19 protein-coding genes and 1 riboswitch are annotated in these 17,513 nt (G+C 36.1%); of the genes, 13 read left to right on the top strand and 6 right to left on the bottom strand.

Annotated elements, in window-relative coordinates; genetic code table 11:
- The first annotated feature begins 15 nt into the window (after positions 1-15).
- The 5 genes from PFY10_08070 to PFY10_08050 all read left to right on the top strand — a co-directional run bounded on the left by PFY10_08070 (position 16) and on the right by PFY10_08050 (position 4,019).
- A complete protein-coding gene (locus PFY10_08070) occupies positions 16-495 on the top strand; it encodes a DUF4440 domain-containing protein (GenBank protein ID WBV58402.1) in 480 nt (159 codons plus the stop codon).
- Positions 496-507: 12 nt separating this feature from the next.
- Positions 508-960, top strand: coding sequence for a GNAT family N-acetyltransferase (locus tag PFY10_08065; GenBank protein ID WBV58401.1), 453 nt, complete (start codon positions 508-510; stop codon positions 958-960).
- Between the two features lie 183 nt (positions 961-1,143).
- A complete protein-coding gene (locus PFY10_08060) occupies positions 1,144-1,653 on the top strand; it encodes a DinB family protein (protein ID WBV58400.1) in 510 nt (169 codons plus the stop codon).
- Positions 1,654-1,914: 261 nt separating this feature from the next.
- On the top strand, positions 1,915-2,463 hold the full coding sequence (locus PFY10_08055; protein WBV58399.1) for an L-threonylcarbamoyladenylate synthase: 549 nt from the start codon (positions 1,915-1,917) through the stop codon (positions 2,461-2,463).
- Positions 2,464-2,600: 137 nt separating this feature from the next.
- Complete coding sequence (locus tag PFY10_08050; protein WBV58398.1) at positions 2,601-4,019, top strand: HD domain-containing protein; 1,419 nt, start codon at positions 2,601-2,603, stop codon at positions 4,017-4,019.
- A gap of 177 nt (positions 4,020-4,196) precedes the next feature.
- On the opposite strand, the gene PFY10_08045 is transcribed toward PFY10_08050, so the two are convergent.
- The 3 genes from PFY10_08045 to PFY10_08035 all read right to left on the bottom strand — a co-directional run bounded on the left by PFY10_08045 (position 4,197) and on the right by PFY10_08035 (position 7,892).
- A complete protein-coding gene (locus PFY10_08045) occupies positions 4,197-5,237 on the bottom strand; it encodes a hypothetical protein (protein WBV58397.1) in 1,041 nt (346 codons plus the stop codon).
- A gap of 11 nt (positions 5,238-5,248) precedes the next feature.
- A complete protein-coding gene (locus PFY10_08040; protein ID WBV58396.1) occupies positions 5,249-7,096 on the bottom strand; it encodes a TonB-dependent receptor in 1,848 nt (615 codons plus the stop codon).
- A 32-nt stretch (positions 7,097-7,128) separates the two neighbouring features.
- Positions 7,129-7,305: riboswitch (cobalamin riboswitch) on the bottom strand.
- Between the two features lie 104 nt (positions 7,306-7,409).
- A complete protein-coding gene (locus tag PFY10_08035; protein ID WBV58395.1) occupies positions 7,410-7,892 on the bottom strand; it encodes a cytidine deaminase in 483 nt (160 codons plus the stop codon).
- Between the two features lie 107 nt (positions 7,893-7,999).
- On the opposite strand from PFY10_08035, the gene namA reads away from it, so the two are divergent.
- The 4 genes from namA to PFY10_08015 all read left to right on the top strand — a co-directional run bounded on the left by namA (position 8,000) and on the right by PFY10_08015 (position 10,932).
- Positions 8,000-9,052: an NADPH dehydrogenase NamA gene (gene namA / locus PFY10_08030; protein ID WBV58394.1), complete on the top strand. Its 1,053-nt coding sequence runs from the start codon at positions 8,000-8,002 to the stop codon at positions 9,050-9,052.
- A gap of 29 nt (positions 9,053-9,081) precedes the next feature.
- Positions 9,082-9,372, top strand: a complete 291-nt coding sequence (locus PFY10_08025; protein WBV58393.1) for a DUF2752 domain-containing protein — start codon at positions 9,082-9,084, stop codon at positions 9,370-9,372.
- 19 nt (positions 9,373-9,391) lie between these two features.
- Positions 9,392-9,712: a CCC motif membrane protein gene (locus PFY10_08020; protein WBV58392.1), complete on the top strand. Its 321-nt coding sequence runs from the start codon at positions 9,392-9,394 to the stop codon at positions 9,710-9,712.
- A 194-nt stretch (positions 9,713-9,906) separates the two neighbouring features.
- Complete coding sequence (locus PFY10_08015) at positions 9,907-10,932, top strand: NAD(P)-dependent alcohol dehydrogenase (protein WBV58391.1); 1,026 nt, start codon at positions 9,907-9,909, stop codon at positions 10,930-10,932.
- Between the two features lie 75 nt (positions 10,933-11,007).
- On the opposite strand, the gene PFY10_08010 is transcribed toward PFY10_08015, so the two are convergent.
- The 3 genes from PFY10_08010 to PFY10_08000 all read right to left on the bottom strand — a co-directional run bounded on the left by PFY10_08010 (position 11,008) and on the right by PFY10_08000 (position 13,715).
- Entirely contained in the window at positions 11,008-12,810 is a 1,803-nt protein-coding gene (locus tag PFY10_08010; protein WBV58390.1) for an endonuclease, read from the bottom strand.
- A 193-nt stretch (positions 12,811-13,003) separates the two neighbouring features.
- On the bottom strand, positions 13,004-13,531 hold the full coding sequence (locus PFY10_08005; protein ID WBV58389.1) for a DUF4136 domain-containing protein: 528 nt from the start codon (positions 13,529-13,531) through the stop codon (positions 13,004-13,006).
- Between the two features lies 1 nt (position 13,532).
- Positions 13,533-13,715, bottom strand: coding sequence for a DUF5522 domain-containing protein (locus PFY10_08000; GenBank protein ID WBV58388.1), 183 nt, complete (start codon positions 13,713-13,715; stop codon positions 13,533-13,535).
- Between the two features lie 38 nt (positions 13,716-13,753).
- Here PFY10_08000 and PFY10_07995 point away from each other — a divergent pair, with 38 nt between their 5' ends.
- The 4 genes from PFY10_07995 to hemL are packed head-to-tail and all read left to right on the top strand — an operon-like array spanning position 13,754 to position 17,442.
- On the top strand, positions 13,754-14,080 hold the full coding sequence (locus PFY10_07995; GenBank protein ID WBV58387.1) for a hypothetical protein: 327 nt from the start codon (positions 13,754-13,756) through the stop codon (positions 14,078-14,080).
- A 54-nt stretch (positions 14,081-14,134) separates the two neighbouring features.
- Positions 14,135-15,043 (top strand): pyridoxal-phosphate dependent enzyme, encoded by a 909-nt coding sequence (locus PFY10_07990; GenBank protein ID WBV58386.1) that lies wholly within the window; start codon positions 14,135-14,137, stop codon positions 15,041-15,043.
- Between the two features lie 17 nt (positions 15,044-15,060).
- Positions 15,061-16,113: a glucosaminidase domain-containing protein gene (locus PFY10_07985; protein ID WBV58385.1), complete on the top strand. Its 1,053-nt coding sequence runs from the start codon at positions 15,061-15,063 to the stop codon at positions 16,111-16,113.
- Positions 16,114-16,158: 45 nt separating this feature from the next.
- Positions 16,159-17,442 (top strand): glutamate-1-semialdehyde 2,1-aminomutase, encoded by a 1,284-nt coding sequence (gene hemL / locus PFY10_07980; GenBank protein WBV58384.1) that lies wholly within the window; start codon positions 16,159-16,161, stop codon positions 17,440-17,442.
- The last annotated feature ends 71 nt before the right edge of the window (positions 17,443-17,513 follow it).

The following is a 17,513-nucleotide window of genomic DNA, read 5'->3' as shown; positions in this document are numbered from 1 at the left end:
TGAGATAATATAGTAGTGAGAAGGATTACAATTATTTTTATCCTGAGTATTTTTAACCAGCTATTATATGCACAGGTTAAATCTACTGATGAACTCTTTCAAACCGCCATGAAATTGGATAGTTTGGTTTTCAAAGAAGGATTTAATAAATGTAATCCTTCCCACTATAATGATATCATAAGTAATGACCTTGAGTTCTATCATGATATTGGAGGTATTACTCTTGGTAAAGAAGCGTTTATAGCTTCTGTAAAAAATAACATCTGCAGCATTCCCGGTAAAATAAAAAGAGAACTTGTTCCCGGAAGTATGAAAGTGTATCCTCTGTATAATAATAAAACCTTATATGGATTTATACAGGAAGGTGACCATGAGTTTTTCGAAAACAACAATGGGAAATGGAATAGGACCGGAAAAGCAAAATTTACCCACTTGTGGATCTTCGACCATAACCAGTGGAAACTCAAGCGGGTGCTGAGCTATGATCACCGATAAGCATTATATCATATGAAAAATACAAGAAAAGCAAATATTTCGGATATAGAAGAGTTATCCGGATTGTTTGATCAATACAGGATTTTCTACCATAAGGTATCTGATATCCCGGCTGCTGAAAACTTTTTAAAAGAAAGGATCCTGAATCAGGATTCTGAAATTTTTGTTGCTCAGGAAGAAGATAAATTAATTGGTTTTGTTCAGTTATATCCTATTTTTTCCTCAACCAGAATGAAACGCTATTGGTTACTCAATGATCTTTATGTTAATGACCAATATCGAGGAAAGGGCTATTCAAAACAGTTGATAGAAGAAGCAAAGGAGCTTTGCAAATCCTCAAATGCCTGCGGAATGTTATTGGAAACGGGAAAAAGCAATGACATAGGAAATCAATTATATCCGGCTTGTGGTTTTAAGCTCTACGATTCTGTTAATTTCTATGAATGGAGTAATCCGGAAGAATAGAAGGAGGAGGGAAAGATTTAGGAACCAAGAACCAAGAACCAAGAATCAAGAGCCAGGAATCAAGAACCAAGAGCCAGGGATCAAGATTTGATGTAATAAACATCATATAAACATTGGTCTAAATTTCATCATTTATCACTCATCACACATCAATTATCATCAATAACCCATAATCACTCACATATGACTGAATTTCAAAAATACATTCAAAGATACCTCGATCTTATTCCTTCCGGAAAATGGCAGGAAGAAATACAAAGATCAGAAGAAAAGACAACCAATATTTACTCCGCCCTTTCTGAAGAGCAATCTCATTTTGCGTACGCAGAAGGAAAATGGACCTTGAAGGAATTATTATTACACCTTTCCGATACGGAAAGAGTTTTTCAATACAGGATTTTGGCGATCGCCAGAGGCGAGCAGAAAGATTTACCAGGTTTTGATGAAAATGAATACGCAAATAATTCTCATGCTAATGACAGAAGCCTGAAATCTTTACTGGATGAGTATCAGCTGGTAAGAAAATCTTCTCAGATCCTCCTTGGAAGTTTACAGCCTGATGCTTTGGCTACGGTAGGAAAGGCTAACGGAAATTCTATTTCAGCAGAGACAGTAGGTAAGTTGATTGTAGGACACAATTATCACCATCTGAATGTAATTGAAGAGAGGTATTTACCAAATTTGAAAAAATAGAATGATATTTTTTTATCATTTTTTGGGTGGGCTTTAGCCCACCTTTATTGATTATATGCTCTTGTTATAAAATTGTATTGATGATATACATCAATAGAAAAGGGCTTTAGCCCGTTTCACATTTTATGTGTTTTTTAATTCCAACGGCTTCAGCCAAAACCTAACGGAAAATCCGTATTTTTGACATGTAAATTCAATTTGAAAAATTGTATATAAGAGATTCTTTCTCTTTCATTTTTCTCATAATTCTAAATATTAAAAATGGAAAACATTATCAATATATTAAAATCCGGTGGAACTATTCTTTATCCTACAGATACAATTTGGGGAATTGGTTGCGACGCTACTAATATAGAGGCTGTTAATAAGATCTTTGAGATTAAGAAGCGCGAAAAAAACAAGTCGATGATCATTTTGGTGGAATCTGAAAAAAGACTTCAGGACTTGGTTGATGTTCCGGAAATGGCCTGGGAAATTATTGATTTAAGTGAAAAACCGGTAACTATTGTTTATGAAAATCCAAGAGGCTTACCTGAAGAACTGTTGGCAGAAGATGGGAGTATTGGAATTCGGTTAGTAAAAAATGATTTTTGTAAAAAACTCATCACAAAACTGAATAAACCGTTGGTTTCTACTTCAGCAAATTTTAGCGGAGACAAGAGTCCGTTAAAATTTTCGGATATCTCTCCGGAGATCATTAACATGATTGATTATGCAGTGGAAGAAGACAGGGAAAAGGTTTCCAAGTATTCCGGATCTTCAGTTATCAAAATCTGGAGTGATAATAGAATCAAGGTACTTCGGGAGTAGAAAACAAGATTTTAATTATCTTTGCAAAATCATTATAACCATTAAGAGAGTGGGAGGTGGAGTCTGTTTAAAATGCATGGAATTTTAAATAAGTCCAATAACCTGGTTTCTTAATGGTTTTACATTAAATAATAAATATGTTCATTAATCTCAATCAAAATAAAAATCTAAAGCTTTTTAAAATCATTTCGGAGGTTGCAGCCCGGAATAATCAATCAGTATATATTGTTGGCGGATACGTGCGGGATTTACTGATGAAAAGAAAAGCGTCTACAGATATTGATTTTGTTACTGAACAAAGCGGAATAGAGCTTGCACAAAGCGTGGCTGCGGAAATTGATCCGAAAATGAAGGTTTCCGTGTTCAAAACCTATGGAACCGCAATGATCAAATATAAAGATCTTGAGCTGGAATTTGTGGGAGCAAGAAAGGAAAGCTATAATGAAAACAGCCGAAAGCCGGAAGTGGAAGGGGGAACATTGGAAGATGACCAGAAGAGAAGGGATTTCACGATCAATGCAATGGCAATTTCTTTAAATAAAGATAATTTTGGGGAACTTATAGACCCGTTTAATGGAGTAGAAGATTTAGAAAAAGGAATATTAAGAACCCCTTTAGAACCTGCACAGACGTATTCTGATGATCCCCTGAGAATGATGAGGGCGGTTCGTTTTGCTTCTACATTACAGTTTACGATAGAGGAAAACTCGTTATCCGCAATCAGCCAGGAGGTAGAAAGGATTAAAATTGTTTCGAAGGAGAGGGTTATGGTAGAATTCAATAAGATTATGCTTTCTGAAAAGCCGTCTATTGGATTAAGCCTGCTGGAACAAACCGGTCTTTTAAAATACATCATTCCTGAATTGATTGAACTGAAAGGGGTAGAAGAGGTGGAAGGACAGACCCATAAAGATAACTTTTACCACACTTTGGAGGTTGTAGATAATATTTCCGTCAATACAGACAAACTTTGGTTACGTTGGGCAGCATTACTTCATGATATTGGAAAAGCACCCACTAAAAAATTTGTTGAAGGAACCGGCTGGACTTTCCATGGTCATGAATTTTTGGGCTCGAAAATGGTGAAAACCCTTTTCCAAAAGCTTAAACTTCCCTTAGGGCCAGATATGAAGTATGTACAGAAAATGGTCAAACTTTCATCCCGCCCGATCGCTTTGATTACGGATGATGCTTCTGATTCTGCTCTAAGAAGACTTTTATTCGACACTGGTGAAGATCTTGAAGATCTGTTTACGCTTTGTAAGGCGGATATCACCACGAAAAATTCAAAAAAACAGGAAAAGTTCAAGAGGAACTTCGAATATGTAGCGGTAAAGATAAAAGAAGTTGAGGAAAAGGACCAGGTAAGGAACTTTCAGCCACCTATATCCGGAGAAGAAATCATGGAGATGTTTCAGCTGAAGCCGGGACGTGAAATTGGAATTCTGAAAGAGAAGGTTAAAGAAGCTATTCTTGAAGGTGAAATCCAGAATGATCATGAAGAAGCAAAAAAGTATGTTATTGCAGAAGCTGAAAAGTTAGGATTGATCATCTGAGTCCAAAACTATCAATTGAAAAAGAAAAAGATCCGGAGATTTCATTTCCGGATCTTTTTTATTTGGATGTTGTCTGGTTTCTGTAAAAGAAATCCGGGCTGCCTTAGGCAGCCCGGAAAAAACACAAATGATGAAAAAAAAATAAAATTTATTAGTCTATTAAAAAGTAGAAACTTCTTAATTTAAATACACGCCATTAGTCCCCTTACCTGTTGTAAAGGATTTGATTTTTGATCCTGAAGTAGTATATACTGTAACTTCACTGTCTTCAGTAAAGTTCTTCACATCAGACGTAAAGATCTTTCCATCTACAACACTGAATCCGTAAAGTGTATAGTATTGTCCTCCGTCTACAGCAGTAATAATAGGAGTTGTAGGAGGAGTAGTTGCTGCCATAACCATTGAGTATACTTTATTTGCTGAAGAGAAGAAATATCTTCCACCATCAATCTGAAGATTGGTTGCATTAGGAATACCTATCAACGTTGTTGTTTTCGTAATGCTTCCGGTACTTGAAATTTGATAAATATAAGAGTCTGTAGTTCCTGTAGCAATAACGTATACATTACCATTATAGGAAATTGTTTTGTTGATGTTTACATTGGGCAATGTAATTACAGATTGTACATCATTATTCGAAGTATTGATGTAAGTTATTTTGTTTCCGAATCCAAAGCTTGCATTTTGAACAAAAATATTTCCTCCTGCTTCAACAATTCTTTCAACGTTATCTGTGAATGTAATTTTCTTAACAAAAGATAGATCTGAATTTTTATAAATACTTACATATTTAGCTCCCTGATATTTATCATTGGTTACATAGATATTATTATTGGCAACTGCAACATAACGGGGATTATCTATTTGATTTGTAATTTCACCTGCACTTTTAAAAGTATATCGATTTACTACCTGGATTTTATTTGAGTTGTTTAACAAGAGATATGCTTTATCCCCGTTGAATGCCATAGCTTGTAAAACATCACCCAATTGGTTTCCATTATTATTTTTGGAAAAGATGCTGTTTTGACTAAAAGTTAAGTCTCTTGAAACGAAAGTTACTTCTGCATTTGGCTTTCCGAAATTTCCTTCGTTCGAAATTAAATATCCGTTTTCATAAGTTACTACAGGCAAAGTATTATCGCTATCAGTACTACAGGAAATATTGAAAAGTAGTACTACAGCAAATAAAAGTTGTAAAAGTCTAGTTATTTTCATGTTATTTTTTATTAAAAATTTATCGTTGCGGAAATACTGTAATTACGTTTTGGCATCGGATAATAAGACACCGTTTCATAAACAGTATTGGTTAAATTATTGATTTTAAAACCTAAGACATATTTTTTTAAGATCGTTGCTGATACACCCGTGTTCATGACGAAATAAGAATCTATAGCATCTTCTCTTTTTTCATCTGTTGTAGTGTATGTAAGACCATTAAAAACTCCCTGAACATAAAGTTTTAGGAAAGAATACTGATAATCAAAATTTCCAAAAACCTTATGGAGAGGGACATACATCATTTGCTTTTTAGTTTCCTGATTGATGGATTTTGCAAGTGTATATCCTATATTAAATCTAAAATGGTGTTCTTTAAGCTGTTTATCAAAAGTAATCTGTGATTCTAAACCATAAGACTTCACTTTATTGATATTAACTGGGGACCAATATCCGTAAGCTGTCGGCAACCACACTATATTATCCGATATATAAAGATAATACGGACTTAATGCAAGTTTAATATTACCCCATTTAAACTCATGGTCCATATCCATCTGGTAAGACCTTTCCGGTTTTAGGTTTGGATTTCCTCCGGGATTCCAATACAGATCATTGAATGTTGGAAATCTGAAATTTCTGGATACATTTACTCCAAGATTATACCATTGTACCGGACTCCATTTTCCCGAGAATGAGTAAAGCAATGGCGAACTTATATTCTCTACAAAATCCTTTTTAACACCAGCTTCAAAACGCAGATCTTTCGTCGGAAAATATCGTATTAACCCCGCTAAAGAGCCTACATTTCTACTTACATTACCAATTCCTTCAGTTTTTACACCTTGGAGATCAGGCTGATACCCCTCACCTTTGTTTACCTGGAATTCGGTGATGATGTTGACATTAAGTTCAGGTACGATGAAATAATTAAAATCATTTTTAAAGATATAATTTTTCCCTGTTGAACCACTGGTCTTCGGAGCATTGTAATTGCCAAAATATTGGAAATTTTCTTCTGTGTAAGCAGCTTTTAAGCTATTTGAAAATTTATTTTTAGTAATATCCCAGGAAAGTAAGCTTCTGGTGCTTTGTGTCTCGTATTTTGTACGGTTGCCATTCTCTACAAAAATCGGATAATTCTGTGTCGAGTCAAAAAATTGACTTTGCCATGAGATCGTCTGATGTCTCGCAATTTTATAGGAGATTCCAACATTAAACGTACTGTTAAAGTATTTGCCGTTTCTATTAATATAGTTTTTTTCTTCCACTTTATAATCATTCTGACTGATCGAATGATTTCCTGAGACTTTAAAACTCAGCTTTTCATTGCTGTAGGAGGCCGTTCCGAAATTATTAAAAGTACCAAATGATCCACCCTCAGAATACAGGGAGGCTTTAAAACCTTTATTGAAATCCAGATTATTATTGAGATGTATACTTCCGCCGATTGCACCACTTCCGTATATTACACTTCCGCCACCGGCTTTCACTCCGATCTCATCATATCCGAAAAGAGGAATATTATTAATGTCTCCCTGACCAAGAAATATCGAATTGATATTGATTCCATTCCAAACAAAGGCTGTCTGTGGAGCAGAGGTTCCTCTGAACGAAGGCGAAGAAACTGCACCTCGTCCGTTTTCCTTGATATAAATACTGGATTGGAAACGTAAAAGTTCTGAAAGATTCGTGGAATTCTTTTCAGCATCCTGAGGAGTAATTGGAGTAACCTTATGAAAAAGTTTTACCTTGTTCATCTGGTTGTCAAAAATATAAACGGTATCGATTGCTTTCTCTTGTCCCAGACAAAGAAAATAAGCAGATGACGATAAAAGCAGTACTAAGGTTTTTTTCATACTATTTTACTTTTCCACCGAAAGCAATATATTTTTGATATTATCATTTTGGCAGGTCTCCTGACTTTCGCATTTCTATACCTTCCCGTTTTCACAGTGGTTTCTTATAGAAATTTTAATTGCGATCTACAGTTGCGGGGACAGTCTGGGATTTTCACCCAATTCCCTATTATTTCAATAGCTTGAAAACCAAAATTTTTGCAAAGATAAGTTTTTAAAAAGAAATCTCAGTCGTATCTGTTAATTTGTAATCAAAACAATGGTCTGCAGAAAAATAACGATTCCCAGAACCTCAGAATTGAGAGTTTCACGATTACAAGAACGTCGCGTCAAAGTAAAATGGCAATAGATCTTTAATCGAATTTACCTTAACGATTTCATCATTCATACTGGAAAAATAAAGATCAATATTTTCTTTTTGTTTTGTTTCGTATTCAATAAGACTTTGTCTGCAGGCGCCACACGGGGGAATCGGTGGTGTTTTTTCAGAAGATTCTTTAGGGCCTCCTACGATAAAAATCTTTTTGATCTTTTCCTCAGGGAAATTTGCACCTATCCAGAATAGAGCTGTTCTTTCAGCACAAAGTCCGGATGGAAAAGCTGCATTTTCCTGATTGTTACCGGAAAATATTTCTCCGTTTTCAAGTAATACGGAGCACCCGACCAAAAATTGGGAATAAGGGGCATAAGCATTTTCGCGGGCTTGTTTTGCTCTTTCGAAAAGTCTTTTTTCTATATCGTTCAGTTCAGAGCTATTTTTAAAATATTCGTAGCCGATCTGTATATCTTTTTTCATATATTTATTGGAGCCTAAAAAGGGGAGGTAAAATTAGTTCTTTTTAATCACGTGGGCAACCCGGGATTATTTCCTCTTCATTAGTAAAATTCAAAAATTAATAGAAAATGTTATATACTCCGATACAATTCAGAAATATTGAACTCTCTAACCGATGGGTTATGTCACCTATGTGTATGTATTCAAGTGAAAGCGGAATGGCTAATGACTTTCATTTCGTACATTACGGAAGCAGATCACAAGGTGGTACCGGACTGATAATGATTGAAGCAACGGGTGTTGAACCCCGGGGAAGGATCACTAATAAATGTATGGGAATATGGAATGACGAACAGGCTGAAAAACTTCAGCAGATTGTCAACTTTGTCCACTCCAATTCTGAGAGTAAAATCGGAATCCAGCTGGCACATGCCGGAAGGAAAGGCTCTACCTGGAATAATATTCAAATTCCAGTGGAAGAGGGGTGGGAAACCCTGGCACCTAGCCCGATTCCTTATCATCCTACAGAAAGAATTCCACACGCTCTGACGCTGGAAGAAATCAAAACTCAGGTTCAGAATTTTAAAGAAGCAGCAAGAAGAGCTGTGAAAGCAGGATTTGACATTATAGAGATCCACGGAGCGCATGGATATTTAGTTCATCAGTTTTTATCTCCGCTTTCGAATATACGAACAGATGAATATGGAGGCAGCTTCGAAAACAGAATACGATTTTTAATAGAAATAGTAGATGCGGTAAACGAGGAACTGAATGATAATACTGCATTGTTTGTGAGAATCTCAGGAACAGAATATGCTGAAAATGGATGGGATATCGAAAGCAGTGTAGAGCTTGCAAAAATACTGAAGCAGCATAAGGTGGATTTAGTGGACGTTTCAAGTGGTGGGAATATTCATGGAGCAAAGATTGCTGTCTTTGACGGTTATCAGGTCCCCTTATCATCACAGGTAAAAAATAAAGCTGAAGTGAAGACGGGAGCAGTAGGTTTGATCACAAAAATAGAGCAGGCTGAGGATATTTTACAGAAGGGTGATGCCGATCTTATTTTTGTAGCCAGGGAAATTCTTAGAAATCCATATATTGCAGTTCAGGGATCCTTTGAAATGAATGAAAACTGTTTTTTCCCACATCAATATCTAAGAGCTAAAATTTCTTCTTAATTTTAGAAACCAAAATAAAAGTTCAGGAAATGAAGATTGAAGATTTTATGCTACCTTGTCCAAGCAAAAAATTCTTAGGAATTGAATGTTTTGGTTGTGGTACCCAAAGGGCAATTGTTTTAGTCTTTGAAGGAAAATTTTCAGAGGCTTTTCATATGTTTCCTGCGGTCTACACCTTACTTCTTTTTTTGTTTATGGTAGGAGTGAACTTTATTGATAAAAAAAGAAGCTATGGTAATATACTGGTTTTTTTAGCCATTATTAATTCAATTATCATGGTGGTTTCTTATTTTTATAAACATCCTTTAACATTACATTAAATTATTAAAATAACTAACTATGAATCAAAAATTACCAAACGCGACAACTGTACTAGTACTAGGAATCGTCGCTATCCTCGGAAGCTGTTGTTGTAACGGGATTGTAGGTGTAATCTGTGGATTAATCGGAATGAATCTGTACAATAAGGATAATACGCTGTATCTTCAGAATCCGGGAGTATATTCAGACTATGATAACCTTAAAACAGGAAGAATATTATGTATCATTGGTCTGATTATAGGAGTTCTGAGTCTTGCCTATATGATCTTTGTCCTTTCTACTGTCGGCTGGGACGGATATATGGAGCAGATTAATCAGCTTAAAAATATGGGAAAATAACTTTAATGATATGATCGAACTGAATGACCGCAATTTTGCGGTCATTTTTTGTTGGTGGGTTGTTTGTAATTTTCTTTAATGTAATACGTATATAGGAAATTTTATCGGAAACATGATTTATTTAATGGTATTTATTCATGTAAACCAGTATGTTATTAGTAAATTGAAGTATATAAATTTCAAATATTAATTGTATGAAAGCAGTACGTTTTTTCGGACACAAAGATGTCCGTGTTGTAAATGATATGGAAATCCCAAAACCATCAGGAGAAGAAGTATTATTAAAGATTGGAGGTGCAGGTGTTTGTCATTCGGATTTGCATATTATAGATGAAGGTACAGTTTCAGGTTCTGTTTTTACTTTGGGACATGAGAATGCGGGATGGATTGAAGAAATCGGTTCAGATGTCAAAGGATATAAAAAAGGGGATGCTGTCTTAGTCTATGGACCTTGGGGCTGCGGGCATTGTAAACCCTGTCAGCAATCAAAAGAGAACTATTGTGACCATCAGTCAGAAATGGCGTATGGTGGAGGATTAGGACTGAATGGCGGGATGGCAGAATATATGCTTGTTCCATCGTCCCGTTTATTGGTTCCTATTTATGATCTCGATCCCGTTATAGCTGCACCACTTACCGATGCTGCTTTAACCCCGTATTCAGCGATCAAAAGGTCACTGGATAAGTTGATGGCAGATGAGTATGTGGTGGTAATCGGTGTTGGGGGATTAGGGCATGTTGCACTTCAGATTTTACGGGAGATCAGCGGAGCTGAAATTATTGCATGTGATGTCACTGAAGATAAGCTGGCCTTTGCCAGAGAGCTTGGAGCTTCTTACACCATTAATTCCAAAGATGCCGATGCTGCAGAACAGATCAAAAAGATTACCGGAATAAAAAAGGCTAAAGTAGTATTGGATTTTGTTGGAGCAACTTCGACCATTGAGTTGGGAACTAAGATTGTAAGCCTTGACGGAGACCTTACCATTGTAGGATTGGGAGGAGGACATTATCAATACAATATGTCCGGATTGCCATTTGGGGTAAGTATGACTAATCCTTACTGGGGCTCCCGGGTGGAACTGATGGAGGTTGTAGGACTTGCCAGACAAAAGAAAATCCATATTGAAATTGAAAAATATAAGCTCGATCAGGCTAATGAGGTTTATGACCGGCTAAGAGAAGGGAAAATCAAAGGCAGAGCGGTCTTGATTCCCTGATATTTAAACTACCAATAAAAAGCCTTCTCTTAATAAAGAGAAGGCTTTTTTTATTTAAAATAAAATCCTGAAAGCTTATTTAACGATAAACTTAAGACTGGAATTATCCAGTTTTAAGATATAGATACCTTCCTCAAGATTTTTAATTTTAATTGAATTCCTGCTGTTTTTGAAGGGGCTGTTAATTGTTTGCATTATTTTCCCTTGCAAATTATAGATCTCAGCTTTTTTAATATTCTGAGTTTCTCCTTTTATGAAAATCTCCTGATTTGAAATGGGATTAGGATAAACCTGTAAATCTTTTGACTCAGGCTGAACATCAGAAGAGATACTCTTGCTTTGCTTTCCTGTCCCTGAGTAGCAAGTCCAGCTCAGGTTGTCAAGAGCTACACGATTGCTTGATGAATTATTATCCAATGTCACTACTACATTTCCGGAAACATTAATATTATTGATTGTTGTGGTTGCAGTTGTTGCACTGTAAGGAATTGTTCCCACCTGTACTCCGTTTACCAAAACATTAAACGTTCCTGCGCTTCCGCTGAATTTTAATTGAGTAGTTACCGTTAATGATCCAATACCATTAGCTGAGCTGCTCGATTTTAAAGAACCATCACGAACAGTAATCGCCTTATTGGAAATCGTCTGATCGGTTCTTGCATCAGTTGCGGTCCAGGTAATTCCACCATTGGTCCATGTTCTTGTAGAATAGCTTGATGAACTTCCCGTAGGAATGGTTTCAAAATTTTCATTGACACAATCTGTACCTGGATTCGTTGTTCCTCCGGATTCTGTAGTTGCAGAAACTGTTGAGCTGTCGGAAGATGTATTTCCAGCCGCATCCTTAGCTACTACATAAAAAGTATAAGTTGTGGATGAACTCAATCCTGAAATTGTTGCAGAAGTTGAAGCTACATTGGTTTTTAAGCTTCCGTTCATATAAACGTCGTAAGAGGAAACGCCAACATTATCCGTTGAGGCAGTCCATGAAAGAGATACACTACTTGATGTTTTACCTGAAACACTTAGGCCCGTAACTGTTGTAGGTGCCTGAGTATCGTTTGATGGTTGTTGAGATCCCCAGATCTGATCTACATAAGCAGGATTGTCAATAAAAGGATTTCTATTGCCCTGATAAGTATAAGAAGCATTATTTCTTAAGATTTCTGCCTGAGAAACAGGATCCTGATTATGCCATGCTAAAAGAACATTAAGCTCCCAGGTTTGTAACCCCGGAAAAGCTGTGTTTCCTAGCATATTACCTGAAGAGAAAGAAGAAAGCTTACTTTGATAACGCGTTACAAAATAAAAGATCATTCTGGCCACATCCCCTTTGAATTCATCAATTGGCTCGAAAACTGTTCCCGAATACCCTGAAGATACGGAGTTCCCTAATTTTGATCCATTTTTGGATGTAAATGTTGCTGTTCCTACTTTTCCGAAAGGATAATTGGATCTCATTCCGTTTACTTTACCATCGGTAGCTCTGATGAAGTTGATATCCGAAACCATCGGTGATGCTTCATTAAACAAGCTTTGTGGTACAATATGTTCACGGTTATAGCAATTTCCTTCTACTGAATAAGTTCCGCATTGATTCGTCACCGGAGTATAGTTGTACGGATCCGCACCATTGGGCTTCTCGGAATAAATATCCATGATAGATCCGTCGTTTTCATAAGTTTTATCAATATCGGTAGTTTTATATCCGGTCCAAAGTCCTCCATAACCTTTGTCCTGGTGACCATTCGTAATAATGGAACTGAGTTCTGTTTTCAAAGCAGCCCCTGTTAATCCATTGGCAGAAGAATAGTATCCTGCAGGAGCCTGAGCTTTAGCAATACCTGCTAAAGCAAGAAATAAGATAATTTTTTTCATATTTAATAAAAATTTAGGGTGTAAGATTACTACATTTTTATGAAATGAAAAATTACATTTCTGTTAATTTTGGCCGTTTATATTATGTATGGTATATATTTGATAAGATAACTACCGTGATGAACTACAAATTAATAAAAAAAGCCAATGCAAAATCATGCATTGGCTCAGTATAATTGATTTAAAATAATCTTTATTTTCTTTGTGGAGGATAGTTCTTCATAATTTCCGCCATAATTTCAGGGATCTGTCTTTGTTTAGCTCTTGGGGAGTCTACAGATATTCCGCTTCCTATACCTTGCCAAACCAGCTTATTGCTTTTCGTATCTACCAGGTCTACAATTAATGCTCCTTCATTATAGTTACTGGTCCATGTTCTGTTCATTCCGATACCCCATCCAAAAGGTCCTCCCCATCCCCACATTCCGTATGGTGAATAACTGTTGATATCCGTTACTTTTTTATGATTAGCTTTTACATTAACAATAAGATCCGGATTTTCTCCCGATGAAAGACCTTTGCTCTGCAGCTGTTTTGATAATTCATTCAAAACCCTGTCTTTATCAATATCGTTAAGTTTCAAATCATCAATTCTTATTTTGTATGTTTTATAAGAAGTGAAATTAGCAGTTTCGGCATAGTCAGAACGAACCTGAAAAGGGCTGCAGGAGGTTAAACCTAAAGTAGCCGCGGCTAACAAAATAAAAATATATTTTTTCATTTTATTTATTTTTTTTATCGTTTTTAATGAATGTATCAGTCTTTTTATCGTATCCGTAAGGACAATGTCTACAGCCACTCTTACAACAATATCCTCGCTTCAGATGAAACTTTTCTGTAAAGACTTTATATCCCTGTTCGTTATAGTAGAAGTCTTCATGTTCTTTGATGTCAAAATGAGCCATAAGTTAAATCTTGATCAAAAACTTTTATATTTGTTATTATGATAATTGTGTGCCAAAAACCATTAAAAAAATTAAAAATTAATGGTATTGCTCTTTTTCCTTTTATCTTCGTAAGAAAACCCGAAGATAAGGAAAATAATGTATTGATCAATCACGAAAAAATTCATTTAAGACAACAACTGGAACTGTTGATTATTTTCTTTTATATCTTTTATGTTATAGAATATTACTATCACTTTTTCAGGTTAAAAGATGCTTATCTGGCTTACCGGAGTATTTCATTTGAAAAAGAAGCCTATGCTATGGAAGATGATGGAGGTTATCTTAAGAGCAGAAAACTTTGGAGTTTTTGGAAGTACAGATAGATAAGATTTAAAAATGGTAATTTTGCCCTTAGTTCAGTCTTACTTTAAAACAAAATGATTTTACAGATTCCAGCAGAGCCTATTCCGATTGATGAAATAAAGATGGATAAGAATATCAGTCTTTTTCTTAAGAGAGAAGATCTTGTCCACCCACTGATTTCGGGGAATAAGTATTGGAAACTTTTTCATAATGTTAATACCTATCTTCAAAAACCAATTGAAAATCCACTCATCATCACTTTTGGCGGTGCTTATTCTAATCATATTTCAGCAGTTTCAGCGATAGGGAAGTTAGCAGGAGTTCGTACAGTTGGAATTATAAGAGGAGAAGAACTCTCTAAAAAATGGCGTGATAATCCAACACTTCTCTTTGCATTCAGGAATGGAATGAATCTGAAATTTGTTTCGCGTGAGGAATATCGTAATAAAGAAAAATTATCTGAGTTTTTGCAGCATGAATTTCCGGATGCCCTAATCATTCCCGAAGGAGGTACCAATGAAGATGCCGTTCGTGGCGTGAAAATGATGCTAAATCATGAAACAAAAGATTTTGATTATCTTTGCACCGCAGTTGGAACCGGAGGAACAATTGCCGGGATCTCTAATTTTTGTGAAGATAATCAGCAGGTTATAGGATTTAAGGTGGTTGGTGATTCTTCATTGGAGGATACCATAGCCCAATTAACCTTGAAGAAAAATTATCATCTAATAGATTCTGATTTTGGAGGTTATGGGAAAATAACGGATGAGAATATCCGTTTTATAAATGATTTTAAAGAGAAATACCAGATTCCGCTGGAGCCGATTTATACAGGGAAAATGATGCAGAAGGTTTTTGAACTGATAGATGATGGATATTTTCCTGAGAATAGTAGAATTTTATGCTTCCATACCGGCGGTTTGCAGGGAATTGAAGGCGCAAATTTGCTTTTAGAAAAACAAAATAGAAAATTAATTATATAAAGTAAAAATTGAAAAACATGAAAAGACTTTTCTTACTCGTAAGCCTTTTAGTTTTATCAAAATTCTCAGCTCAGACCTGGGCTACTGAAGACCAATACATCCAGAAATTTGCACAATATGCAGTAGAAGAAATGGAAAAATATAAAATTCCTGCTTCTATTACGCTTGCTCAGGGGCTTCTGGAAACAGGGGGAGGGCAAAGCAGATTGGCTCTGGAAGGGAAAAATCATTTTGGGATAAAATGCAAAGAAGACTGGACAGGGAAAACAATGAAGCATACGGATGATGCTCCGAACGAATGTTTCCGTGTGTATGAAGATCCAAGGCAGTCTTATGAAGATCATTCCATATTCCTTTCAACAAGAAAGTACTACACCAATCTTTTCAAGCTGGATATGAAAGATTACAGAGCATGGGCGTACGGATTAAAAAAAGCAGGATATGCAACCAATCCGCGTTATGCTTCCATTCTTATTGGTAAAATTGAAAGATATAAACTGTATGAGTTTGACAATACCAATTCCAAAGAGGTTCTTTATGCCGTACTAAGCTTATATCCGAACCTTAAGGATGACAGAACTTTCATGGCACAATTAGAACCTTCTAAAGTCGCAAAAAAAGATCCTGTTACAGTGAATGTACCTTATAAACAGACTTCTTATGCACAACAGCAGAAAAGGGTAGAAAGAATTAAAACAAAAGCTGAAATCCTTAATTCTATACTGATAAAAAGCCATCCTAATGACGGACTGAAATATATCGTTATTCCAGAGGATACAGATGTAAAATACATTGCCAACAAATTTAAGGTTAGCGAAGGCAGATTGATCAAATGGAACGAATTAGAAGGAACTGCTTTAAAGAAAAATGATATCGTATTTCTTGAATCTAAAAATTCCACAGGAAATACGGCCGTGTATAAAGCCGAGTCTGGTGAAGATATGCACGACATCGCGCAGAAATTCGGGATCAAACTACACAAGCTATACGCAAAAAACAGAATGGATGAAGGACAACAACCTTCGCCTGGACAGTTGATTTATCTGATAGATAAAAAGCCGAGAAATTAAATAATAAAATATATATGCGCCGAGAGGCGCATTTCTTTACGTAACATGAGATATCAAAGAAGTTCAGCTTTATTCAATGAAGCATATCAATACATTCCGGGCGGAGTAAATTCTCCGGTACGGGCATTCAAATCAGTGGGAGGTGTTCCCGTTTTTATGAAGTCTGCAAAAGGTGCATATCTTACAGATGAGGATAACAACACCTATGTGGATTACATTAATTCATGGGGACCCGCTATTCTTGGACACACCCATCCTGAGGTATTGGAAGAACTTAAATTACAGGCAGAAAAAGGTTTTTCCTTTGGTGCTCCTACAGAGCTGGAAACGGAAATTGCAAAATTCATCGTAGAAAATGTTCCGAACATTGATCAGATCAGGATGGTTTCTTCTGGAACTGAAGCTTGTATGAGTGCAATCAGGCTGGCAAGAGGATACACGGGAAGAGATAAGATTGTAAAATTTGAAGGATGCTATCACGGACATTCAGATTCATTTTTGATCAAAGCCGGAAGTGGAGCTGCTACTTTTGGTAACCCAAATTCACCCGGTGTAACTCAGGGAACTGCTAAAGATACTCTTTTGGCCCGCTACAATGATTTTGAGCAGGTAGAAGATCTGTTCCGTCATAACCAGGGAGAAATAGCTGCCGTAATCATAGAACCGGTTGCCGGAAATATGGGATGTGTTTTACCTGAAAATAATTTCCTACAGAATTTAAGAAAAATCTGTGATGAAAATGGAGCTTTATTAATTTTTGATGAGGTAATGACCGGCTTCAGATTAGCTTTTGGCGGTGCTCAGGAGTTGTTCAATGTAAAAGCAGATCTGGTTACCTACGGAAAAGTAATCGGAGGAGGACTTCCTGTAGGAGCCTTTGCGGGAAGAAATGAGATCATGGATCACCTGGCTCCGAAAGGAGGAGTGTATCAGGCTGGAACACTGAGCGGAAATCCTTTAGCTATGAGAGCCGGATTAAAAACACTTCAGCTGATTAAAAATGATCCGAACTTTTTTGAAAGAATTAATAGAACTACGGAAACTTTAGATTTTGAAATTGGAAAAATTTTAAATGAAAAAGGGATTGCTCATAAAATCAACAGAAAAGGTTCTATGATGTCTGTTTTCTTTCATATCAACAGAGTGTCAAACTTTGATGAAGCGCAGGAAGCGAATCATTCCTTGTTCAATAACTTTTTCCATCAAATGCTAACCAATGGAATTTACCTTCCGCCAAGCGGTTATGAAACGTATTTTATCAGTGATGCGATCAAAGAGAAGGAAATCGATATGACGCTGGAAGCTGTAAGGAAATTTGAGTATTCTTAACTCAATAGAAACAAAAATAAAAAAGGACAGGATTTATCAATCTTGTCCTTTTTGTTTTTAAATACACCAGA

It is taken from the genome of Chryseobacterium daecheongense (genome assembly GCA_027920525.1).
GTDB classification, from domain to species: Bacteria; Bacteroidota; Bacteroidia; order Flavobacteriales; family Weeksellaceae; genus Chryseobacterium; species Chryseobacterium proteolyticum.
Note: the sequence above shows the minus strand (reverse complement) of the source record. Positions and strands in the feature narration are given on the sequence as shown.

Bases quoted from the DNA above. Each gene is read 5' to 3' on its own strand.
- PFY10_08065 (WBV58401.1), top strand. From the start codon at position 508: ATGAAAAATACAAGAAAAGCAAATATTTCGGATATAGAAGAGTTATCC.
- PFY10_08060 (WBV58400.1), top strand. From the start codon at position 1,144: ATGACTGAATTTCAAAAATACATTCAAAGATACCTCGATCTTATTCCT.
- PFY10_08055 (WBV58399.1), top strand. From the start codon at position 1,915: ATGGAAAACATTATCAATATATTAAAATCCGGTGGAACTATTCTTTAT.
- PFY10_08050 (WBV58398.1), top strand. From the start codon at position 2,601: ATGTTCATTAATCTCAATCAAAATAAAAATCTAAAGCTTTTTAAAATC.
- PFY10_08045 (WBV58397.1), bottom strand. From the start codon at position 5,237: ATGAAAATAACTAGACTTTTACAACTTTTATTTGCTGTAGTACTACTT.
- PFY10_08040 (WBV58396.1), bottom strand. From the start codon at position 7,096: ATGAAAAAAACCTTAGTACTGCTTTTATCGTCATCTGCTTATTTTCTT.
- PFY10_08035 (WBV58395.1), bottom strand. From the start codon at position 7,892: ATGAAAAAAGATATACAGATCGGCTACGAATATTTTAAAAATAGCTCT.
- namA (WBV58394.1), top strand. From the start codon at position 8,000: ATGTTATATACTCCGATACAATTCAGAAATATTGAACTCTCTAACCGA.
- PFY10_08025 (WBV58393.1), top strand. From the start codon at position 9,082: ATGAAGATTGAAGATTTTATGCTACCTTGTCCAAGCAAAAAATTCTTA.
- PFY10_08020 (WBV58392.1), top strand. From the start codon at position 9,392: ATGAATCAAAAATTACCAAACGCGACAACTGTACTAGTACTAGGAATC.
- PFY10_08015 (WBV58391.1), top strand. From the start codon at position 9,907: ATGAAAGCAGTACGTTTTTTCGGACACAAAGATGTCCGTGTTGTAAAT.
- PFY10_08010 (WBV58390.1), bottom strand. From the start codon at position 12,810: ATGAAAAAAATTATCTTATTTCTTGCTTTAGCAGGTATTGCTAAAGCT.
- PFY10_08005 (WBV58389.1), bottom strand. From the start codon at position 13,531: ATGAAAAAATATATTTTTATTTTGTTAGCCGCGGCTACTTTAGGTTTA.
- PFY10_08000 (WBV58388.1), bottom strand. From the start codon at position 13,715: ATGGCTCATTTTGACATCAAAGAACATGAAGACTTCTACTATAACGAA.
- PFY10_07995 (WBV58387.1), top strand. From the start codon at position 13,754: ATGATAATTGTGTGCCAAAAACCATTAAAAAAATTAAAAATTAATGGT.
- PFY10_07990 (WBV58386.1), top strand. From the start codon at position 14,135: ATGATTTTACAGATTCCAGCAGAGCCTATTCCGATTGATGAAATAAAG.
- PFY10_07985 (WBV58385.1), top strand. From the start codon at position 15,061: ATGAAAAGACTTTTCTTACTCGTAAGCCTTTTAGTTTTATCAAAATTC.
- hemL (WBV58384.1), top strand. From the start codon at position 16,159: ATGAGATATCAAAGAAGTTCAGCTTTATTCAATGAAGCATATCAATAC.